The organism is Achromobacter sp. JUb104 (genome assembly GCF_024806975.1).
Taxonomy (GTDB): Bacteria; Pseudomonadota; Gammaproteobacteria; order Burkholderiales; family Burkholderiaceae_B; genus Achromobacter; species Achromobacter spanius.
On the sequence record NZ_JANUEY010000004.1, the window covers coordinates 1 to 21,316 of the forward strand.

Here is a 21,316-nt window from a genome sequence, read left to right on the forward strand (position 1 = left end):
GACGCGTGAAAAGATGCGGGCCGTGGCGCGGCAACAGAAAGCTTTGCGACGCACCGTAGGATGGGTGTAGCGCGAGAGATTCAAAAAAAGAACGCGAACGTAGATCGCGCGAAACCCATCAAGCAACGCCGGATTCTTTTGAAGAGCAGCCACATAGCAACCACTGCATGATGGGTTGCGCGCGTTAAACGGCAGCGTTCTTCTATCGTTTCACCCGCGCTTCACCCATCCTACGTTCAGCGCCTGGGCGCTGCTCAGATTGACGCGTGAAAAGATGCGGACCGTGGCGCGGCAACAGAAGCTTTGCGACGCACCGTAGGATGGGTGTAGCGCGAGAGATTCAAAAAAAGAACGCCAATGTAGATCGCGCGAAACCCATCAAGCAACGCCGGGTTCTTCTGAAGAGCAGCCACATGGCGAGCGCTGCATGATGGGTTGCGCGCGTCAAACGGCAGCGTTCTTTTATCGTTTCACCCGCGCTTCACCCATCCTACGTTCAGCGCCTGGGCGCTGCCCAGGTTGACGCGTGAAAAGATGCGGGCCGTGGCGCGGCAACAGAAAGCTTTGCGACGCACCGTAGGATGGGTGTAGCGCGAGAGATTCAAAAAAAGAACGCGAACGTAGATCGCGCGAAACCCATCAAGCAACGCCGAGTTCTTCTGAAGAGCAGCCACATGGCGAGCGCTGCATGATGGGTTGCGCGCGTTGGATGGCAGCGTTCTTCTATCGTTTCACCCGCGCTTCACCCATCCTACGTTCAGCGCCTGGGCGCTGCCCAGATTGACGCGTGAAAAGATGCGGGCCGTGGCGCGGCAACAGAAGCTTTGCGACGCACCGTAGGATGGGTGGAGCGCGAATGAAACGATAAAAGAACGCCGAAGCAGATCGCGCGAAACCCATCAAGCAACGCCGGATTCTTTTGAAGAGCAGCCACATAGCGAGCGCTGCATGATGGGTTGCGCGCGTTAAACGGCAGCGTTCTTCTATCGTTTCACCCGCGCTTCACCCATCCTACGTTCAGCGGTGCAACACGGTCCGGCGGCCCGGCTTCCAAATAGCATTCGCCGCCTTGGCGCTACGGCGCGAAGGCGGCGAATGGGTGTTGCAGAGCCTGAGGATCAGCGCGGCAGTTCGCTGCTGCCCATCAGGAATTCATCCACCGAGCGCGCGCATTGGCGGCCTTCGCGGATGGCCCAGACCACCAGCGATTGGCCACGGCGCATGTCGCCCGCCGCGAAGACTTTTTCCACGTTGGTGCGGTAGTCGTCGGTGTTGGCGCGCACGTTGCCGCGCCCGTCGCGATCCACGCCGAAGGACTCCAGCACGGTCTGCACCGGCGACACAAAGCCCATGGCCAGCAGCACCAGGTCAGCCTTGATCTCGAACTCCGAGCCCTCGACTTCGCGCATCTTCATCTGGCCGGTGGCGTCGTCCTTGAACCATTCGACGCGCGCGCCGACCAGCTTTTCGACCTTGCCGTTGCTGCCCTTGAGCAGCTTGGTGGTCACGGACCAGTCGCGATCGCAGCCTTCTTCGTGCGAGGACGACGTGCGCATCTTCAGCGGCCAGTACGGCCACGTCATGGTCTTGTTTTCGGATTCGGGCGGCTGCGGCATCAGCTCGAATTGCGTGACCGAGGCCGCGCCATGGCGGTTGCTGGTGCCCACGCAGTCCGAACCCGTATCGCCGCCGCCGATCACGACCACGTGCTTGCCCTTGGCCAGCGTCTGGTTGCTCAAGCGGTCACCCGCCACGGCCTTGTTCTGCTGGCGCAGGAAGTCCATGGCGAAATACACGCCCGACAATTCACGGCCCGGAACCGGCAGGTCGCGCGGCGTTTCCGAACCGCCCGTCATGACGATCGCGTCGAATTCCGCCTTCAGCGATTCCGGCGTGCGCACCGTCAGGCCGTCGGCCACGGGGTCTTTCGGATTGCCGATGTAGGTGGACGGCGCGAACTCCACGCCTTCCGCTTCCATCTGCGAGATGCGGCGGTCGATCTGGTGCTTCTCCAGCTTGAAGTCGGGGATGCCGTAGCGCAGCAGGCCGCCGATGCGGTCGCTCTTTTCGAACAGCGTCACCGAGTGGCCGGCGCGCGCCAGTTGCTGCGCGCACGCCATGCCGGCGGGGCCGGAGCCCACCACGGCGACCTTCTTGCCCGTCTTGCGGGCCGGCACTTGCGGCGCCACCCAGCCTTCTTCCCAGCCCTTGTCGATGATCGCGTGTTCGATGGACTTGATGCCCACGGCGTCGCTGTTGATGTTCAAGGTACAGGCGGCTTCACACGGCGCCGGGCAGATGCGGCCGGTGAACTCGGGGAAGTTGTTGGTGGAGTGCAGCACGTCCAGCGCGCGGCGCCAGTCCTGCTTGTACACCAGGTCGTTCCAGTCCGGGATGATGTTGTTGACCGGGCAGCCGTTGTTGCAGAACGGGATGCCGCAGTCCATGCAGCGCGCGGCTTGCTGCTTGGCCTGGTCATCGGTCAGGTGCAGCACGAATTCGCGCCAGTTCTTCAGCCGCTTCTGCGGGGCCTCGGAGGCCTCCTGCAGACGCTGAAATTCCATAAAGCCAGTAATCTTTCCCATGGTATTCCTCACGCAGCCAATTGTTGCTGATTGGCCGCACGCCACATTTCACCCAATGCGCGACGGTAGTCCGTCGGCATGACCTTTACGAATTTGCCGCGCGAGGCTTCCCAGTCGCCCAGGATTTCGCGGGCGCGGTAGCTGCCGGTGTAGCGGAAGTGGTCTTCCACCAGGCGGCGCAAGATGGTTTCATCCGTCTCGCGTTCGCCACCGCGCTGCGCGCTGTGCCAGATGTCGATGTTGTTCAGCGCCTGCTGTTCCGCATGCGGCGCCACGCTTTCCAGTTCCACCATGGACAGGTTCACGCGGTGCTTGAGCGTGCGTTCCGGGTCCCACACGTAGGCCACGCCGCCCGACATGCCGGCCGCGAAGTTACGGCCCGTGGCGCCCAGCACCACGACCGTGCCGCCCGTCATGTATTCGCAGCCGTGGTCGCCCGTGCCTTCCACAACCGTGGCCGCGCCCGAGTTACGCACCGCGAAACGTTCGCCGGCCACGCCGTTGAAGAACGCCTCGCCCGCCAACGCGCCGTACAGCACGGTATTGCCGGCAATGATGTGGTCGGGGCCGAAGCCGCGGAAGTCGTTGGGCGAGCGCACGATGATGCGGCCGCCCGACAAGCCCTTGCCGACGTAGTCGTTGCCCTCGCCCACCAGGTCCATCGTGATACCGTGCGCCAGGAACGCGCCGAAGCTTTGGCCGGCGGTGCCGTTGCACTGGATGTGGATGGTGTCGTCCGGCAGGCCGTCGTGGCCGTAGCGCGAGGCCACGGCGCCCGACAGCATGGCGCCGATCGTGCGGTTGCGGTTGCGCACCGGCACGATGAACGACACCTTCTCGCCACGCTCAAGCGCGGGGCGGCTGCGGTCGATCAACTGGTGGTCCAGCGCGTTGGCCAGGCCGTGGTCCTGCTCTTCGGTCTGGCGCACGTCGGCATCCGACTGCGTTTGATGGAACACGCGGGCGAAGTCCAGGCCTTGCGCCTTCCAGTGTTCCACGCCCGAACGCATGTCCAGCAGATCGGCGCGGCCGATCAGGTCGTCGAACTTGCGGATGCCCAACTGCGCCATGATCTCGCGCACTTCTTCGGCGATGAAGAAGAAGAAGTTCACGACGTGTTCCGGCTTGCCCTGGAATTTCTTGCGCAGGACGGGGTCTTGCGTGGCCACGCCCACCGGGCAGGTGTTCAGGTGGCACTTGCGCATCATGATGCAGCCTTCCACCACCAGCGGCGCCGTGGCGAAACCGAATTCATCAGCGCCCAGCAGCGCGCCAATGACGACGTCGCGGCCGGTCTTCATCTGGCCGTCGGCCTGCACGCGGATGCGGCTGCGCAGGCGGTTCAAGACCAGCGTCTGCTGCGTTTCGGCCAGGCCCAGTTCCCACGGCGTGCCCACGTGCTTGATGGACGACACCGGGGACGCGCCCGTGCCGCCGTCATGGCCGGCGATCACAACGTGATCGGCCTTGGCCTTGGCGACACCGGCGGCCACCGTGCCCACACCCACTTCGGACACCAGCTTGACCGACACCGAGGCCTTGGAATTCACGTTCTTCAGATCGTGGATCAGTTGGGCCAGGTCTTCAATGGAATAGATGTCGTGGTGCGGCGGGGGCGAAATCAAGCCCACGCCCGGCACGGAATAGCGCAGCTTGGCGATGTATTCCGACACCTTGTGGCCGGGCAATTGGCCGCCTTCGCCGGGCTTGGCGCCCTGGGCCATCTTGATCTGGATCTGGTCGGCGGACGACAGGTATTCGGCGGTCACGCCGAAACGGCCCGACGCCACCTGCTTGATCTTCGAACGCAGCGAGTCGCCCTTCTTCAGCGCAACGTCGGCTTCGATACGGTCGGAACCGAGCAACGAGGCCAGCGTGTCGCCGTCCTTGATGGTGCTCTTGCCTTCGCGCATTTCGGCGCGGTAGCGCAGTTCGTCTTCGCCGCCTTCGCCGGTGTTGGACTTGCCGCCGATACGGTTCATGGCCACGGCCAGCACCGAGTGCGCTTCGGTCGAGATCGAACCCAGCGACATGGCGCCGGTGGCAAAGCGCTTGACGATGTCCTTGGCCGATTCCACGTCATCCAGCGGAATGGCGCGCGTGGGGTCGAAGCGGAACTCGAACAGGCCGCGCAAGGTCATGTGACGACGGCTTTGGTCGTTGATGATCTGCGCGTATTCCTTGTACGTGCGGTAGTTGTTGGCGCGCGAGGCGTGCTGCAGCTTGGCGATGGAATCCGGCGTCCACATGTGCTCTTCGCCGCGCACGCGGTAGGCGTATTCGCCACCCGCGTCCAGGTCGTTGGCCAGCACCGGGTCGGTGCTGAAAGCAGCGCGATGCTGGCGCAGCGCTTCTTCGGCCACCTGGAAAATACCGATGCCTTCGATGTTGGACGAGGTGCCGGTGAAGTACTTGTCCACCAGCTTGCTTTGCAGGCCCACGGCTTCGAAGATCTGCGCGCCGGTGTAGGACATATAGGTCGAAATGCCCATCTTGGACATGACCTTGTTCAAGCCCTTGCCGATGGCCTTGATGAAGTTCTTGACCGCCTTTTCGGGGTCATTCATCTTGCCCAGCGATTCCAGCGCCAGGTAGGGGTGGATGGCTTCGGCGCCGTAGCCGCCCAGCAGCGCGAAGTGGTGCACTTCACGCGCCGAACCGGTTTCCACGACCAGGCCGGTGTTGGTGCGCAGGCCGGCGCGGATCAGGTGTTGGTGCACGGCGGACGTTGCCAGCAGCGCGGGGATGGCCACGCGCTCGCTGTCGACCAGGCGGTCCGACACGATCAGGATGTTGTAGCCGCTTTGCACCGCATCGACGGCGCGCGCGCACAGCGCGGCCACGCGGGCTTCAATGCCCTCGGAGCCCCAGGCGGCGGGGTACGTGATGTCGAGCTCGAAGCTGCGGAATTTCTTGCCCGTGACCTGTTCGATGTCGCGGATCTGCGCCATGGCGGCGAAGTCCAGCACCGGCTGGGACACTTCCAGGCGCAGCGGCGGATTGACGTTGTTGATGTCCAGCAGGTTGGGCTTGGGGCCGATGAACGACACCAAGGACATCACCAACTGTTCGCGGATGGGGTCGATGGGCGGGTTCGTGACCTGCGCGAACAACTGGCGGAAATAGTTGTAGAACGGCTTGGCGCGGTCGGACAGCACGGCCAGCGGGGCGTCGTTGCCCATCGAGCCGATCACTTCCTCACCGGTCGACGCCATGGGTTCCAGGATGAACTTGTAGTCTTCCTGGGTCCAGCCGAAGGCTTGCTGGCGGTCCAGCAGTGACACGGCCGACTGCGTGGCAACGGCGGTCTGGCGCGGCGCGGGCAGCGATTCCAGCTTGATCTGCAGGCGCTCGATCCATTGGCGGTACGGGCGGCTGTTGGCCAGTTGCAGCTTGATTTCGGCGTCGTCGATGATGCGGCCCTGTTCCAGGTCGATCAGGAACATCTTGCCCGGCTGCAGGCGCCACTTCTTGACGATGCGGTTTTCCGGAATAGACAGCGTGCCGGCTTCGGACGCCAGGATGACCATGTCGTCATCGGTGACCAGGTAGCGGGCGGGGCGCAGGCCGTTGCGGTCCAGCGTGGCGCCGATCTGGCGGCCATCGGTGAACGCGACGGCGGCGGGGCCGTCCCACGGCTCCATCATGGCGGCGTGGTATTCGTAGAACGCGCGGCGCGACTCGTCCATCTGCGTGTGCTGTTCCCAGGCTTCCGGGATCATCATCATCATGGCGTGGGCTAGCGAGTAGCCCGAATTCACCAGGAGTTCCAGGCAGTTGTCGAACGTAGCGGTGTCCGACTGGCCTTCGTAGACGATGGGGTACAGCTTCTTCAGGTCGTCGCCCAGCACGGCCGACTGCATCATGCCTTCGCGGGCGCGCAGCCAGTTGAAGTTGCCCTTGACCGTGTTGATTTCGCCGTTGTGGGCAATCATGCGGTACGGGTGGGCCAGCGGCCAGGCGGGGAACGTGTTGGTCGAGAAGCGTTGGTGCACCAGCGCCAGGGCGGACACCGTGCGGGTGTCGGCCAGGTCGCGGTAATAGCGGCCAACCTGGTCGGCCAGCAGCAGGCCCTTGTAGACCACGGTGCGCACCGATGCCGACGGCACGAAGTATTCCTTGCCGTGGGCCAGATGCATGGCCTGGATGGCGTGGCTGGCGGTCTTGCGGATGACGTACAGCTTGCGTTCCAGCGCGTCCGGCACCATCACGTCGGCGCCACGGCCGATGAACAACTGGCGGATGACGGGTTCGCAATCGCGCACGGTAGGCGACATGGGCATGTCGACGTCCACCGGCACATTGCGCCAGCCCAGCACGACCTGGCCTTCGGCGCGCACCGAGCGTTCAAGCTCTTGTTCGCAAGCCAGGCGCGAGGCGGTTTCCTTGGGCAGGAACACCATGGCCACGCCGTATTCGCCCGGAGGCGGCAGGATGATGCCTTGCTGGCTGAGCTCGTCGCGATAGAGCGTGTCGGGAATCTGGATCAGGATGCCCGCGCCGTCGCCCATCAGCTTGTCCGCGCCAACCGCGCCGCGGTGGTCCAGGTTTTCAAGGATCTTCAGGCCTTGCTGGATGATCGCGTGGCTTTTCTTGCCCTTGATGTGCGCAACGAATCCAACGCCGCAGGCGTCATGCTCGTTCTTGGGGTGGTACAGACCCTGGGCCGCGGGCATACCGATACGGGACGCATCGATAGGGGTGGCCTTGGGCGTGGGACAGGATTCGATCGGGGTAATTTGGGGCATGGCGCGCTCCGCAGTGAGCCTGCGTCGTAATGTTGCAGTGCAGGAGACGGACAATACCCCCACCGGGGGTAGGGTGCAATAAAAACAAAAGGGGTATGACCCTATTTATACCGGTGCGCCGTCATAGTGCATTAATATGGGGACATAACAACGTCCGCGCCGTTATTGGGCCGGTGCGCAGGGGTGTGCGCAAGCAGATCCGAGCCTGCACCAAAATCGATCTATTTTGATTAATGCGTCCCTATTTATTGATGCGTCGTTGTGCCCATCGCGTGTGGCGAAAAATGCACAGCCGCACGAGCTCGGCCCTCCAAGGGACCAAATAAAAAACCCGCCAGGCAGCGGGTCGGGAAATTCAGGAAGTTGCCGGAGGGTTGTTGCCCGGCGCTGGCGGCGCGGGCGAATCCGATTCTGTCGCGGCGGCGGGTTTCTTGCGCGGCCGGCCGCGCTGGCCGGGAGCCACGCGCCGACTGGCGGTATGTGCCAGGCTGGCAATGAAGCTGGGTCCGCCCAATGCCCACTGGCCGGATACGGCTTGATCAATGCGTTGGGATTCTTCCCGCGACAAGCCGTCTTGCAAGCGTTTGCGGTAATTGGCCTGGCGGTCGAACGGCGTGTTGCCGCAAGCCCAGTAATCGGCGTGGTCCGACTGCCATTGCACAGGCGCGGCGGTGGTGTTGCCGGTGTGGCTGGCCGCCGAAGACCAGGGCCATGAATCAGGGTCTTGCGATGCGCCGCTGCGCACGGGATACGTTTCCAGCCAGACCAGCGCCGGCAGCACCCACGCGCCCGGTTCCAGCAAGGCGGATCGGTAGCGCCCCGCGAAGACCCGGCCACCGCGCAGGCGGGCGGCCAGATTGCGGCCCAGCGTCTGCATCAACCGAGGCAAGCCTTCTTCGTCGGCGGGCGTGGCCAACAGCAGGATGCGGTCGTTGGCCAACAGCCAGCCGTGCACCGACACCCGATGGCGTTGAGCGGATTCGCCCAGCCAGGTGGCGAGTTGGTTCAGGATGTCGGCGGGCGCGGGTTGAGACGGCGCGGCCAGCGGCGAAATGAAGTTGGCCTGCACCAGTTGGGGCAGCCCAGGGGCGTACAGGCGGGGCAGACGGGCCATAGTGTCAGGGCTTGCGTATCTGGAAGAACGGGTTGTCTTCGCTCACGGTATATAAATAGTGCCACGATGGGCGCTGGTCAAGTACCGCGATCACAATATGGGCACGGAATCGCTTTTTTTGTCGTCCGGCCTGTATGCAGGGCAGGTTAACATTCGGCGACGGAACGTCGTACCGTGGATATACCCTAACCCGTCGACGAATTTTTCATCCCCCCGACCGGAGAACGTCCATGCCCGTGGCCCTGGAACTCATTTCCCAGCATCGCTGCTTTGGCGGTACGCAGCGCTACTACCGCCATGAGTCCGCCCAGATCGGCCTGCCCATGCGTTTTTCGGTCTTCGTGCCGCCCCAGGCCGAGCAAGGCCCCGTGCCCGTGCTGTTCTTTCTGGCAGGCCTGACCTGCACCGAAGAGACCTTCATGATCAAGGCCGGCGCGCAGCGACTGGCGGCGGAACTGGGCGTCATGCTGGTGACGCCGGACACCAGCCCGCGCGGCGCCAACGTGCCTGGCGAAGACGAAAGCTGGGACCTGGGTACCGGCGCGGGCTTCTATGTGGATGCCATCACGCCGGCTTGGCGCGACCACTACCGCATGTATAGCTACGTGACCGAAGAACTGCACGCCATCGTCACGGGCGACACGTTGCCGGGCGATGCGTCGCGCACCGGCATCTTCGGCCACTCCATGGGCGGTCACGGCGCGTTGGTGCTGGCACTGCGCAACCCGGGCAAATTTCGGTCGGTGTCGGCCTTTGCGCCCATCGCCGCGCCCAGCCAGTGCCCGTGGGGCAAAAAAGCGTTCGGCGCCTACCTGGGCGACAACCCCGCCGAATGGGCCGCGTACGACGCGGCTGCGCTGATGCAGGGGCTGAAGCAGCCTTTTCCCGACGGCATCCTCATCGACCAGGGCGAATCCGACCAATTCCTGGCCGAGCAGTTGTATCCCGAGGTGTTCGAAGCTGCCTGCGCCACCGCCGGCCAGCCGCTTACCCTGCGCCGCCAGCCCGGTTACGACCACGGCTACTACTTCATCTCAACCTTCATCGAAGATCACATCCGGTTTCACGTCGAGCGGCTTGGAAAACCGGCGGGGTGAAAGCCCGCTTCTATACTGGGGAGCCTGCCGCGGCAGGCTCGCGGCGCCCTGGGCGCATCGGGCCATGAGCCGCGATGCGCTATATAGGAACGCCTGACTTGATCAACGGTATCGCTCCCTTCGTCTGGATTCTTCTGGGCGCCGTCGTCGTCCTGCTGCCCGGCCTCGTCATGCTGCTGAGCCGCGGTGGCCCGCGTGACGAACGCGGCCGCAAGATGTTCCAGTTTCGCCCGGTGCGCCGCCTGTTCGGCCTGATGCTGGTGTTGCTGGGATGTGTTTCTGGTCTGCTGGCCTTGTCGCTGGTGCAGTTTTACAAGCTGACCACGGACGAATCCGTGGCCAGGGTCGAGATCCGCCAGCAGGCCGAAGGCCAGTTCCAACTGACGACTACCGCGCCCGGCACGGGCCCCAAGCAATATGTGCTGTATGGCGACCAATGGCAGATCGATGCTCGGGTCGTGCGCTGGAAGCTGCCGGCGCTGATGGCGGGTGTGCCGCCCTTGTACCGCCTGGAGCGCTTGTCGGGCCGCCACAGCGACATCGCGCGGGAAGCCTCGGCCACGCGCTCCGTCCACGCGCTGGACGATTGGCCGGCGCCTGATCTCGGGTCCTTGAAGAAGACTTTCCCGAACTGGTTTCCCTTCGTCGATGTCCAATTCGGAAGCGCCGCCTACATGCCGATGTTCGACGGCGCGAAGTACCAGGTCTTCATGGACCCGCGCGGAGCCTTGTTCATCCGCCCAGATGGCGAAGCGACGGCAGAGGGGTTGAAGCGCCTGGGCTGGTAGCCCCCTTGCCCCCAAACGGCGCATCAAAAAATAGGGACGCGCCACAAACTTGAAACTTTGACGCGCCGCAATAGTCGTATTAGCACTCCCTTTACTAGAGTGCTAACATCGAATCCATGTCGCTATCCCTTCGCTTTCCGGAGACCCCCGCTATGAAACAACCCAGTACCTCGTTGGCCGCGTCTGGCAACGCTCTGGCGTTGGCCATTGCCAATCCGGGCGCACTTGGCACGATCGACGCGTATATTTCCACGGTCAACCGCTTGCCGGTTCTGTCGGCAGAACGTGAAACCGAGTTGGGCCGTCGCCTGCGCGACCAGGAAGACCTGGGTGCCGCGCGCGAATTGATTCTGTCGCACCTGCGCCTGGTGGTGTCGGTTGCGCGCCAGTACCTGGGCTATGGTTTGCCCCATGCCGACCTTATCCAGGAAGGCAATGTTGGCCTGATGAAAGCCGTGAAGCGCTTCGACCCGGAGCGCGGCGTGCGCCTGGTGTCGTTTGCCGTGCACTGGATCAAGGCCGAAATCCACGAATACATCATCCGCAACTGGCGTCTGGTCAAGGTGGCCACCACCAAGGCCCAGCGCAAGCTGTTCTTCAATCTGCGCAGCATGCGCCCCGACGGCCAAACGCTGGACCCCGACCAGGTCGATCACATCGCCCGCGAACTGAATGTGCGCCGCGAAGATGTCAGCGAAATGGAAGTGCGTATGTCCGGGCGCGACATGTCGCTGGAAAACCAGGATGACGATGACGACAGCTATGCGCCCATCGCCTACCTGTCCGACGACGGCCGCCTGGAACCCACGCGGGTGCTCGAACGCGCCGCGCGCGATCAGCTTCAAAGCACCGGCTTGACCGGCGCGCTGGATGCGCTGGATGCCCGTTCGCGCCGCATCGTCGAGGCGCGCTGGCTGCAGGATGACGGCGGCGCCACGCTGCATGAGCTGGCGCAAGAGTTCGGCGTATCCGCCGAGCGCATCCGCCAGATCGAAGCCGCCGCGCTGAAGAAAATGCGCGGCAATCTGGCTTCCTGATGGGTTGACTGATTTGCTGGTAATGCCTGAGCTGGGCCGCGTAAGCGGCCCTTTTCTTTGCACGACGATTCCTTGCGGAGCTCCCTGCCAAAATGGGTGCCAATAAATTGATACAAATTCGCCGCTAAATTTCGTGCTCTTGCAGAAACTTAATAAAGAGTGCGCCGCCTAAATCATGTAGACCGCGAACTTTAGCTAGTTTGCAGTCTTGCCATCCGTCTCGGCTTCTCCTCTTTCCCCTCCCCTATGAGACGGATGCTTGCGGGGCACCACATATATTCGTATATCTGGTGCCCCGATTTTTATGCGGCTTGCGCGTCGTCCGGCGCCAGCGCCGTATGCCACAGCGCGTCCTGCACGCGGCGCACGCCCGTGGCCATTGATCCATCCTGATAGAGCTTGATCCAACGGTAGCCTGGCGCCAGGTTGTCGACCACATGCTTGCCGTCGCGAATGCTGAACTGAAAGCAGGTCGATGGCGTGGCCAGCATGCGCAGGTTGTGTCGGCGGCGGTCGAATTCATGATGGACATGGCCCCACAACAGCACGCGCGCCTGCGGCCACCGCGTCAGGCGCTTGAACAGCGCCTGCGGGTTGTCGATCATCATCGAGTCGTGCCAATGGCTGTCGATCTGCATGGGGTTGTGGTGCATGGCGATCAGGGTGTGACGGCCGGGCGCGGCGGCGAGCGCCGCCTCCAGCATGTCCAACTGGCTGTCGGGCAAGTGGCCGGCATTGGAACCGGGCACCGTGGTGTCCAGCGTCACGACGCGCCAGGCGCCCACATCCGTCACGGGCTCAGACCATTGCGGCAGTTCTTGCCGCATCACGGCCGGTTGGTCATGGTTGCCGGGCAGGCATCGGATCTGCGCGCCCGACAGTACGCCGGCTTGGCCAAGAATGGCCGCAAAGCGCCGGTAGGCGGCGGCCTCGCCGTCTTGCGACAAGTCGCCGGTGGCCAGCAGCAGGTCGGGACGTTTGCCGTCGGCTTCAATCTGGCGCAGCACCGCGCGCAGGCTCGCGTCGGTATTGACGCCCAGCATCGCGGTGTCGGGTTCGCCGAACAAATGGCTGTCGGTCAACTGGACCAGCATGGCGGGCGCGTCGTGACGGCGGGCCAGAGAGTGGACGCGTGGCAAGTGCCGCTCCTGCGTAGTTTGTACGTTTGCACATTACCCAAAAAACAGGGCGCGGCGCGTATCAGCAGCGGCACCTAGGGTAACGAAACGTGCATTCTCTACGATTCCCTACAGTTTCCTGGCCTGCCTCACTGAAAAATGCCGCTATTCTTGTCGCACCTCTCAATGCTCGGGACGTGGCAATACCCATGGATGTAGGATTTCTCGTATTCGGCTTGGCCGGATTGCTCACACTGGTCTGCTTTATGCCGCCGCTGGCCGGCCGGCTCAAGCTGCCCTATTCGGTGTTGCTGGCTATCGTCGGGTGTTTGCTCGGCATCATCATCCACGTCCATGGTTGGGCGCCCAGTTGGATCGCCGATTTTCTCGATTCGCTGGAACGCTTTGAGATCTCGTCCGAAACCTTCCTGATGGTGTTTCTGCCGGTACTGTTGTTCGAGACCGCGCTGGCCATGAACGTGCGCCGCCTGATGGACGACATCGGGCCGATCCTGATGATGGCGATTGTGGCCGTGGTGGTGTGTACCGTCGTGGTCGGGGTGACGCTGGACGCGATTTCGCCCTACGGCCTGGTGGTCTGCCTGCTGTTGGGCGCCATTGTGGCGACGACGGACCCGGTCGCCGTGGTGGGTATTTTTCGGGAAGTGGGCGCGCCCAAGCGGCTGACCACGCTGGTCGAAGGCGAAAGCCTGTTCAACGACGCCGCGTCCATCGCCCTGTATTCGGTGCTGCTGGCCGTGTTGAGCGGCCACGGCGAACTTACCGTCAGCGGCATCTTCAACGACTTCATCGTGCACTTCATCGGGGGCGGCATCGCGGGCTTTGCGATGGGGCGGCTGGCTTGCTTCCTGTTCGCCTGGCTGCGCGGTTTTCCCACGGCCGAGATCACGCTGACCTTGACGCTGGCTTACCTGTCCTTCTTTATCTCGGAACACTATCTGAACGTGTCGGGTGTGGTGGCCACCGTGATCGCGGGTCTGGTCGTGGGCTCCACCGGCCGCACGCGCATGTCGCCCACCACCTTCGAATACCTGGCCAGCGCCTGGGGGCAATTCGGCTTCTGGGCCAATTCCCTGATCTTCCTGTTCGCGGCAATGCTGATTCCCAAGCTGATGGCGGCCGCGGATTGGCAGGAACTGCTGTTGGTGGCCGTGGTGTTCGTCGCGACCCTGGTGGCGCGCGCCATCGTCGTCTTCGGGCTGTTGCCCCTGCTGGGGCTGACGCGCCTGGGCACCAAGGTCAGCAACCCGTACAAGGTGGTGATGCTGTGGGGCGGACTGCGCGGCGCCGTGTCGCTGGCGCTGGCGCTGGCCGTGACCGAGCAGACCGGCGTGCCGGAAGAGGCGCGCCAGTTCATCGCGGTGGCCACCACCAGCTATGTGCTGCTGACGCTGTTCATCAATGGCATCAGCCTGCGGCCCTTGATCCGGATGCTGGGCCTGAACCAACTGTCTTCGGTGGAACGCACCATCCGCAACCAGGCGCTGGCGGTGGCTTTGGAAGACCTGCAAGGCAAGACGGATGAAGTGGCCAAGACTGAACACATCGGCACCGAAGTGCGCGACCGTATTCGCGCCGTGTTCGACGCCAGCCTGACCAGCGTGCACGATGGCCAGGTCAGCCAGATGAGCGACGAGCAGCGCGTGGCCGTGGGCCTGGCCATCGTGGCGCAGCGCGAAGAGGAAATGTTCTTCGACATCCTGAAGGCGCAGATCGTGGACTGGCGCATGGCCGAGACGCTGCTGGCGCGTGCCGAGCGGCTGGAAGACGCCATCCGCCTGGGCGGCGTGCCCGGCTTCGAGCGCGCCATCGTGCAGGACGTGCGCTATTCCACCCCCTTCCGGCTGGCGTTGCGCATGCATTACGTGTTCGGCTTTCAAAGCTGGCTGGCGCGCGAATTGGGCCAGCGCTTCGCCAATCTGATGAGCAAGCGTTCCGTCGCGCAACGGCTGATTGTGTTTGCCCGGGAGCAGATCACGCCCCTGCTGGGCGAGGAGGCGACGCAGCGCATCGTGGCTTTGCACCAGCGTCGGCTGGATCTGGTCGAAAACGCCCTGCAGGCGCTGAACCTGCAATACCCGTCCTATGCGCTCTGGCTGCAGGAAAGCTATCTGGGCCGTGTCGCGCGCGAACTCGAGCGCATCCGCTACCGCGACATGCTTGAGCAATTTTTGATCAGCGGCGAGGTCTATGCGGACCTGATGGCGCAGTTGAAGAGCCGCTGGGCGCATATCGACGCGCACCCGCCGCTGGATATTGAAATGAGCGCGGCCGAGCTGATCAAGCGCGTGCCGCTGTTCGAGGGGCTGTCGCCGGATTCGCTGCGCGCCATCAGCAAACTGCTCAAGCCGCGTCTGGCGCTGCCCGATCAGCGGGTCTTGACCCAGGGGCGGCATGGCGAGGAAATGTGCTTCGTGGCGTCGGGCGCCGTGGCGGTGCATCTGCCCGACAACACCTTGATCGAGCTCGGTAGCGGCGAATTCTTCGGCGAACTTGGCCTGTTGGGCGAACAGCAGATTACGCCCGAGGTGACCTCGTTGGGCTACTGCAAGCTGTTGATGCTGTCATCGCGCGACTTCCATGCCCTGCTGGCGCGCGATGAGCATCTGCGCGAGCGTATCCAGGTGGTGGCCAAGCAGCGCCTGCGCGCCATCGAAGTGTGGAAGCAGTTCTCGCAGGCGTCGCACGCGGCGCCCGCCGCCACGCCCGCACCCGTCTCGGCCCCCAGCCCGGCGCAGGCGGCGGAAGCGGCCGAAGCGGCGGGCGTGACACGTGAACTGGAGGACGCCCGCAAGGACGAGGCCGCGGACGACGTTCAGGAAAAATCCCGGGAAGAAACCCAGGACAAGACCCAGGACAAGACCCAGGACAAGACCCGGGACAAGCCTCTGGACGGCGGCACCGGCGGCATGCAGGACGCGCCGGCGACCGATGCGCCGGGAATGGCGCCCCGTTGATTCAGATCTGGCCGGCGGCCTGGCGTTGCATGATGTCTTCGACGATCACCAGCGCCGCCTCCAGCGTGAATTCGCCTTCGGCGATCTGCCGCAGCACGGTCGCGACATCGACGGTGGCAATCTCCATGACTTCACCGTCACGGTTGGCGGGCCGCACGCCCGCCGCCAGCACGCAGGTGCTGGTCAGCACGTCTTCCACCTGATAGCCCTCGGGCAGCCGGCGATGAATGCGCAGGATGGTGCGCAAGGGCGTGCGGTTGGCCAGGTCGGGCGCGTCCAGGCCCGCTTCCTCGCCGCATTCGCGCACCAGCGCAAGTTCAAGGTCTTCGCCGCAGCCGGCCAGGCCGCCTACCAAGGTGTCCCACATACCGGGATCCGTCGACTTGCTGAGCGCGCGTCGCGCGACCCACATGCGTCCGTCCGGCGTCCAGGCGTTCAGGTGCACCGCGTGGGTCAGCAGGCCCAGGGGGCGGACCGCCGCGCGCTCGATGACGCCCAGCACGTCGTCGCCGTCCATCACGTCCAGCAGTTCATCGCGCCAGCCACGCAGGCAGTTGGCTTGACGCAACAGTTGCGCGGTATTTTCCAGCACTGCATTCAGTGCCGCGCCGGGTGTCAGGTGCGCGCCGATGTGCAGCGCGGCGTCGTCACAGATGACGCCGGGCGCATCGCGCAGCGCGTCGCAGGCGGCATGCGTGGCCCAGCCGCAGCGGCGGCCCGCTATATATAAAGCGTGCGCGCCGTCGGGGGCGGGTTCCTGCGCGCGTGCGCACAGGTCGGCATACAAATCGGGCAACTGCTTGGGCATCGTGGCGTGTCGTGATGAGGTTGCCGACGATTTTATGCCACACGGTTTGGGGCGCGCGTCAAGGGTTGAAGCTTGGGGCCGGCGCAGATGGGGGCGGGGCCCTTTTATTCAAGAGGCCTGTCTTACATCTATTTGCGTGTCCGCTATAATCCGCCAGTTTCTTTGTGATTTCGAGTGGGAACGCGGGGGCCGCTCTATCTCCCTGCTTAACCCTGCCATCTAATAATTGCGCGTAGTCCTGTTGAAGTGACACTCGTGCCACTAGGCGACAAGGGCCCTCGCGCCGTGTTTCGAGGTAAGCATGAAGAAGTGGAGAGGGATACTGGGGGCTTGTGCGATGCTGATTGGCAGCGTGGCCGGTGCTCAGGTGCAAGACATGCCCGGCGGCCCGAAGGTCAATCAGCTCAACCTGCATGAAGGTGTGACCGCGATTTCGCGCGACATCATGTGGCTGCACTGGCTGTTGCTCACGATCTGTATCGTGATCTTCATCGGTGTGTTCGGGGTGATGTTCTATTCCATCTGGGCGCACCGGAAGTCCCGCGGGCACAAGGCCGCGACGTTCCATGAGCATCTGGGCGTGGAAGTCGCCTGGACGGTCATCCCCTTCATCATCGTCATTGCCATGGCGTTGCCGGCCACCAAGACGGTCGTGGCCATGAAGGACACCTCAAGCGCCGACCTCACCATCAAGGTCACCGGCTATCAATGGAAGTGGGGCTACGAGTACCTCGACGGCTCCGCCGCCGGCGTCAAGTTCCTGTCCACGCTGTCCACGCCCCGTGCGCAGATCGAGAACCGCGAGCCCAAGGGCGAGTTCTATCTGATGGAAGTGGACAACCACATGGTTGTGCCGGTGGATAAAAAGGTCCGTGTCGTATTGACCGCGGCCGATGTCATCCACTCGTGGATGATTCCCGACTTCGGCGTCAAGCAGGATGCCATCCCCGGCTTCCTGCGCGATGCCTGGTTCCGTGCCGACACCCCGGGCATCTACCGTGGCCAGTGCGCGGAACTCTGTGGCAAAGACCACGCCTTCATGCCCATCGTTGTCGAAGTGCTGGCGCAAGCCGACTACGATAAGTGGGTTGAAGACCAAAAGAAGAAGATGGCGGCAAACGCCGACGATCCCAATAAAGAGTGGACGGAAGCCGAACTGGTTGCCCGTGGCGAAAAAGTCTTCGCCGCCAATTGCGTGGCCTGTCACCAGGCCAACGGCAAGGGCATTCCGGGCAGCTTCCCACCGCTTGACGGAGACAAGGTTGTGCTGGGCCCCCAAGCGGCTCAGATCAACACCGTGCTCAAGGGCAAGCCCGGCACCGCCATGGCGGCATTCGGCGGGCAGCTCAATGATGTCGAGATCGCAGCGGTCATCAGCTATACACGCCATGCCTGGAGCAATGCAGGCAAGGGGCAGGACCCGACGGTTCTACCGAAGGACGTTGCGGCTGCGCGTTAAGCGCGCCCCTCGCCCTACACCGATAGAACCGGTTCCGTTTAGTTAGAGATACCCTGCCGGTCCCGTGGATCGGGGCCGGCACTCAGCAGGAAGGAGTCCATCATGAGCAGCGTCACTGTAGACCACGTGTCGCCGGGCCACGGCCACGGTCACGATGACCACCACCACGCCATGCCCTCGGGCTGGCGCCGCTGGCTTTTCGCCACGAACCATAAAGACATCGGGACGATGTATCTCATCTTCTCGTTTGCCATGTTGCTGGAAGGCGGCACGCTTGCCTTGCTGCTGCGTACCGAATTGTTCGAGCCGGGCCTGCAATTCTTCCGCCCCGAACTGTTCAACCAGTTCACCACCATGCACGGCATCATCATGGTGTTCGGCGCCATCATGCCGGCCTTCGTGGGCTTTGCGAACTGGATGATCCCGATGCAGATCGGCGCGTCCGACATGGCGTTCGCGCGCATGAACAACTTCAGCTTCTGGCTGCTGCCGGTGGCCGCGATCATGCTGACGGCATCGTTCTTCGTGCCGGGCGGCGCTACCGCCGCGGGCTGGACGCTGTATGCGCCGCTGTCCTTGCAGATGGGTCCGGGCATGGACCTGGGCATTTTCGCGATGCACTTGATGGGCGCGTCCTCGATCATGGGCGCGATCAACATCATCGTGACCATCCTGAACATGCGCGCGCCCGGCCTCACGCTGATGAAGATGCCGCTGTTCTGCTGGACCTGGCTGATCACCGCCTTCCTGCTGCTGGCCGTGATGCCGGTGCTGGCCGCCGCCATCACCATGGTGCTGACCGACCGCCACTTCGGCACGGGCTTCTTCAACGCCGCCGCTGGCGGTGACCCGGTGCTGTACCAGCACGTGTTCTGGTTCTTCGGGCACCCCGAGGTCTACATCATGATCTTGCCGGCGTTCGGTATCGTGTCGGCCATCGTGCCCGCGTTCGCCCGCAAGAAGCTGTTCGGCTACGCCTCGATGGTGTACGCCACCGCGTCGATTGCCGTGCTGTCGTTCATTGTGTGGGCTCACCACATGTTCACGACGGGCATGCCGGTCACCGGGCAGCTTTACTTCATGTACGCCACCATGCTCATCTCCATCCCGACCGGGGTGAAGGTGTTCAACTGGGTTGCCACCATGTGGCGCGGCTCGATGACGTTCGAAACGCCGATGCTGTTCTCGATCGGCTTCATCTTCGTGTTCACCATGGGCGGCTTCACTGGTCTGATCCTGTCGGTGGCACCCATCGACATCCAGGTGCACGATACCTATTACGTGGTGGCGCACTTCCACTACGTGCTGGTGGCGGGTTCGCTGTTCGCGCTGTTCGCCGGCGCGTACTACTGGGTGCCGAAGTGGACGGGCCGCATGTATAGCGAAAAGCTGGGCAAGCTGCACTTCTGGTCCACGCTGATTTCGTTCAACGTCACCTTCTTCCCCATGCACTTCCTGGGGCTGGCCGGCATGCCGCGCCGCTACGCCGACTACGCCGCGCAGTTCACGACGTTCCACCAGATGGCCACCATTGGCGCGTTCTGGTTCGGCTTGTCGCAGCTGATCTTCCTGTGGGCGATCGTGCGCTGCTACATGGGCAAGGGCGAACCGGCGGCCGCCAAGCCGTGGGAAGGCGCCGAAGGGCTGGAATGGACGGTGCCTTCGCCCGCGCCGTTCCACACCTTCGAAACGCCGCCCGAAGTCAAATAAACCGTCTTCCACGTTTCAGGTAGCACAGCAATGACACCCGAGCAGCGCCGCCGTAACAAGATTGCAGGATGGGTCCTCGTGGCCTTCGTCATTGCCGTGTTTGGCTGGACCGTGTTTCGCGGTTCAGCCCTGCTGACCGGCAACGCGGTCAGCTAGGCCCAGGCCATGAGCGACGATCTGCACGAAACCTCCCGGCGCAAGCTGAGTTTCCTTCAGACCATGAAGGCGGTGGCGTGGGGGTTCTTCGGTGTGCGCAAGGGCGCGGGCCATCAGGAAGACATCGCCAAGCTGAACCCGGTGCACGTGATTGTGGCTGGGCTGCTGGCGGCGGCAATCTTCGTAACTGTGCTGGTTTTAATTGTGCGTTGGGCCGTTTCCAGCCTGACTTGAATCACTTAATTCTATAAATCTGTACCAGGGAGAAAGCCATGAGTGCAAGCCACTCGGTTCAAGGTAAAGAGGCACCGTACTACTTTGTGCCCGCCGACTCGGGTCATCCCGTACGCACGGCGGTGGCGCTGCTGTTCATGGGGCTGGGCGCCGCGGCCTGGATCAACGGGGTCGGCTGGGCCAAGTGGTCTGTCCTGGCGGGGTTCATCGGCCTGATCGTGGTGCTGTATTACTGGTTTGGCGACGCCATCCAGGAATCCGAAGCCGGCCTGAACAGCAAGCGCATCGACGGGTCCTACCGTTGGGGCATGAGCTGGTTCATCTTCTCGGAAGTGATGTTCTTCGCGGCGTTCTTCGGCGCGCTTTGGTACACGCGCACGATCACCACGCCGTGGCTGGGCGACATGGACCACCGCCTGATGCTGTGGCCCGATTTCAAGGCCGCGTGGCCCAACTTCGGACCGGCCGGCGTAGTCGAGGAATTCCAGACGGTCGGCCCGTTCTGGCTGCCCACGATCAACACCGCGCTGCTGCTGTCCTCGGGCGTCACGCTGACCATCGCCCACCATGCGCTGCGCGAAAATCATCGCGGCAAGACGATGTTCTGGCTGGCCGCCACGGTCATCCTGGGCTTCATCTTCGTGGCCTGTCAGGCCGCGGAATACCACCACGCCTATACCGAACTGAACCTGAAGTTCAATTCGGGCGCGTACGGTTCGCTGTTCTACATGCTGACCGGGTTCCACGGGTTCCACGTGATCCTGGGCGCCACGATGTTGACGGTGATCCTGATACGCCTGATGCGGGGCCACTTTACCGCCGACCATCACTTCGGATTTGAAGGCGCGGCCTGGTATTGGCACTTTGTGGACGTGGTGTGGCTGGGGCTGTATTTGTTTGTGTATTGGTTCTGATGTTGAGTGATGGTGCTGATGTTGTGTGATGGGTTGCGCGCGTTCGGTGCCGGGGTATTGGCGGCGAATCAAGCGCGCTACACCCATCCTACGTGGCGAGGTTGCAGCAGCCGGACATCGTAGGATGGGTGAAGCGCGGGAACTCCTGCGCAAGAACCCTGTCGATAATCGCGCGCAACCCATCAAGCAGCGGTGAAGCGGTGCAAGCCCTCCAACGGAAGGCTGCGGTGTGGCCAAGCATGGTGATTGGGTGGCGTTGCTTGATGGGTTACGCGCGTTGGATATCTGGGTTCTTGAGCAGAACCGGGCGCGCTTCACCCATCCTACGTTGTCACCGCCACACCCATCACCGCAAACCCGTGCTTTCGATCCAGCCCATGTGATGGGCGAACAGCACGAACAGGAACAGGGCGACCGATAGCCCGATGCGTACCGTCAGCGCATTGACGGTGCGGTTGGTGGACCCTTTGTCCCGCATCAGATAAACCAGGGCGGATGCCAGACTGGCCAGGATTCCGATGAAGGCCAGTACGACGAAAACGCGCATGGTGGTCTCCGGACAAAACAGAG

The 21,316-nt window shown here is 63.2% G+C and carries 15 protein-coding genes; 9 read left to right on the top strand and 6 right to left on the bottom strand.

Annotated features, from left to right (window positions below; genetic code table 11):
- Positions 1-1,118 precede the first annotated feature (1,118 nt).
- The 3 genes from M2361_RS25955 to M2361_RS25965 all read right to left on the bottom strand — a co-directional run bounded on the left by M2361_RS25955 (position 1,119) and on the right by M2361_RS25965 (position 8,447).
- A complete protein-coding gene (locus M2361_RS25955) occupies positions 1,119-2,585 on the bottom strand; it encodes a glutamate synthase subunit beta (protein ID WP_259252678.1) in 1,467 nt (488 codons plus the stop codon).
- 8 nt (positions 2,586-2,593) lie between these two features.
- The gene (locus M2361_RS25960) at positions 2,594-7,333 is read right to left on the bottom strand and encodes a glutamate synthase-related protein (protein WP_100853515.1); all 4,740 of its coding nucleotides are present in this window, start codon (positions 7,331-7,333) and stop codon (positions 2,594-2,596) included.
- Between the two features lie 355 nt (positions 7,334-7,688).
- Positions 7,689-8,447: a hypothetical protein gene (locus M2361_RS25965; RefSeq protein WP_259252679.1), complete on the bottom strand. Its 759-nt coding sequence runs from the start codon at positions 8,445-8,447 to the stop codon at positions 7,689-7,691.
- Between the two features lie 230 nt (positions 8,448-8,677).
- Here M2361_RS25965 and fghA point away from each other — a divergent pair, with 230 nt between their 5' ends.
- The 3 genes from fghA (at position 8,678) to rpoH (ending at position 11,369) form a co-directional block, all read left to right on the top strand.
- Entirely contained in the window at positions 8,678-9,544 is an 867-nt protein-coding gene (gene fghA, locus M2361_RS25970) for an S-formylglutathione hydrolase (protein WP_259252680.1), read from the top strand.
- Positions 9,545-9,642: 98 nt separating this feature from the next.
- Positions 9,643-10,332 (top strand): hypothetical protein, encoded by a 690-nt coding sequence (locus M2361_RS25975; protein ID WP_259252681.1) that lies wholly within the window; start codon positions 9,643-9,645, stop codon positions 10,330-10,332.
- A gap of 152 nt (positions 10,333-10,484) precedes the next feature.
- A complete protein-coding gene (gene rpoH, locus M2361_RS25980; protein ID WP_259252682.1) occupies positions 10,485-11,369 on the top strand; it encodes an RNA polymerase sigma factor RpoH in 885 nt (294 codons plus the stop codon).
- 302 nt (positions 11,370-11,671) lie between these two features.
- On the opposite strand, the gene M2361_RS25985 is transcribed toward rpoH, so the two are convergent.
- On the bottom strand, positions 11,672-12,508 hold the full coding sequence (locus M2361_RS25985) for a phosphodiesterase (protein ID WP_259252683.1): 837 nt from the start codon (positions 12,506-12,508) through the stop codon (positions 11,672-11,674).
- 188 nt (positions 12,509-12,696) lie between these two features.
- Between M2361_RS25985 and M2361_RS25990 the strand changes: the two genes are divergently transcribed.
- A complete protein-coding gene (locus tag M2361_RS25990; protein WP_259252684.1) occupies positions 12,697-15,465 on the top strand; it encodes a cation:proton antiporter in 2,769 nt (922 codons plus the stop codon).
- A 1-nt stretch (position 15,466) separates the two neighbouring features.
- Here the strand turns inward: M2361_RS25990 and M2361_RS25995 are convergent, their stop codons facing one another.
- Entirely contained in the window at positions 15,467-16,273 is an 807-nt protein-coding gene (locus M2361_RS25995; RefSeq protein ID WP_259252686.1) for an NUDIX hydrolase family protein, read from the bottom strand.
- A gap of 301 nt (positions 16,274-16,574) precedes the next feature.
- Between M2361_RS25995 and coxB the strand changes: the two genes are divergently transcribed.
- The 5 genes from coxB to M2361_RS26020 all read left to right on the top strand — a co-directional run bounded on the left by coxB (position 16,575) and on the right by M2361_RS26020 (position 20,746).
- Complete coding sequence (coxB, locus tag M2361_RS26000; RefSeq protein ID WP_100853508.1) at positions 16,575-17,732, top strand: cytochrome c oxidase subunit II; 1,158 nt, start codon at positions 16,575-16,577, stop codon at positions 17,730-17,732.
- Between the two features lie 102 nt (positions 17,733-17,834).
- Positions 17,835-19,442 carry a cytochrome c oxidase subunit I gene (gene ctaD / locus M2361_RS26005; RefSeq protein ID WP_259252687.1) on the top strand — a complete coding sequence of 536 codons (1,608 nt, stop codon included), beginning with the start codon at positions 17,835-17,837 and terminating at the stop codon, positions 19,440-19,442.
- Positions 19,443-19,472: 30 nt separating this feature from the next.
- Positions 19,473-19,598, top strand: a complete 126-nt coding sequence (locus M2361_RS26010; protein WP_230694699.1) for a cytochrome oxidase small assembly protein — start codon at positions 19,473-19,475, stop codon at positions 19,596-19,598.
- 9 nt (positions 19,599-19,607) lie between these two features.
- A complete protein-coding gene (locus M2361_RS26015; RefSeq protein ID WP_100853506.1) occupies positions 19,608-19,832 on the top strand; it encodes a DUF2970 domain-containing protein in 225 nt (74 codons plus the stop codon).
- 38 nt (positions 19,833-19,870) lie between these two features.
- The gene (locus tag M2361_RS26020; protein WP_259252688.1) at positions 19,871-20,746 is read left to right on the top strand and encodes a cytochrome c oxidase subunit 3; all 876 of its coding nucleotides are present in this window, start codon (positions 19,871-19,873) and stop codon (positions 20,744-20,746) included.
- Between the two features lie 346 nt (positions 20,747-21,092).
- On the opposite strand, the gene M2361_RS26025 is transcribed toward M2361_RS26020, so the two are convergent.
- Positions 21,093-21,293, bottom strand: a complete 201-nt coding sequence (locus M2361_RS26025; protein WP_006392373.1) for a twin transmembrane helix small protein — start codon at positions 21,291-21,293, stop codon at positions 21,093-21,095.
- Positions 21,294-21,316 lie beyond the last annotated feature (23 nt).

What these genes read in the sequence shown, in the direction of transcription:
- M2361_RS25955 (WP_259252678.1), bottom strand. Translation starts at nt 2,585, where the DNA reads ATGGGAAAGATTACTGGCTTTATGGAATTTCAGCGTCTGCAGGAGGCC.
- M2361_RS25960 (WP_100853515.1), bottom strand. Translation starts at nt 7,333, where the DNA reads ATGCCCCAAATTACCCCGATCGAATCCTGTCCCACGCCCAAGGCCACC.
- M2361_RS25965 (WP_259252679.1), bottom strand. Translation starts at nt 8,447, where the DNA reads ATGGCCCGTCTGCCCCGCCTGTACGCCCCTGGGCTGCCCCAACTGGTG.
- fghA (WP_259252680.1), top strand. Translation starts at nt 8,678, where the DNA reads ATGCCCGTGGCCCTGGAACTCATTTCCCAGCATCGCTGCTTTGGCGGT.
- rpoH (WP_259252682.1), top strand. Translation starts at nt 10,485, where the DNA reads ATGAAACAACCCAGTACCTCGTTGGCCGCGTCTGGCAACGCTCTGGCG.
- M2361_RS25990 (WP_259252684.1), top strand. Translation starts at nt 12,697, where the DNA reads ATGGATGTAGGATTTCTCGTATTCGGCTTGGCCGGATTGCTCACACTG.
- M2361_RS25995 (WP_259252686.1), bottom strand. Translation starts at nt 16,273, where the DNA reads ATGCCCAAGCAGTTGCCCGATTTGTATGCCGACCTGTGCGCACGCGCG.
- coxB (WP_100853508.1), top strand. Translation starts at nt 16,575, where the DNA reads ATGAAGAAGTGGAGAGGGATACTGGGGGCTTGTGCGATGCTGATTGGC.
- ctaD (WP_259252687.1), top strand. Translation starts at nt 17,835, where the DNA reads ATGAGCAGCGTCACTGTAGACCACGTGTCGCCGGGCCACGGCCACGGT.
- M2361_RS26010 (WP_230694699.1), top strand. Translation starts at nt 19,473, where the DNA reads ATGACACCCGAGCAGCGCCGCCGTAACAAGATTGCAGGATGGGTCCTC.
- M2361_RS26015 (WP_100853506.1), top strand. Translation starts at nt 19,608, where the DNA reads ATGAGCGACGATCTGCACGAAACCTCCCGGCGCAAGCTGAGTTTCCTT.
- M2361_RS26020 (WP_259252688.1), top strand. Translation starts at nt 19,871, where the DNA reads ATGAGTGCAAGCCACTCGGTTCAAGGTAAAGAGGCACCGTACTACTTT.
- M2361_RS26025 (WP_006392373.1), bottom strand. Translation starts at nt 21,293, where the DNA reads ATGCGCGTTTTCGTCGTACTGGCCTTCATCGGAATCCTGGCCAGTCTG.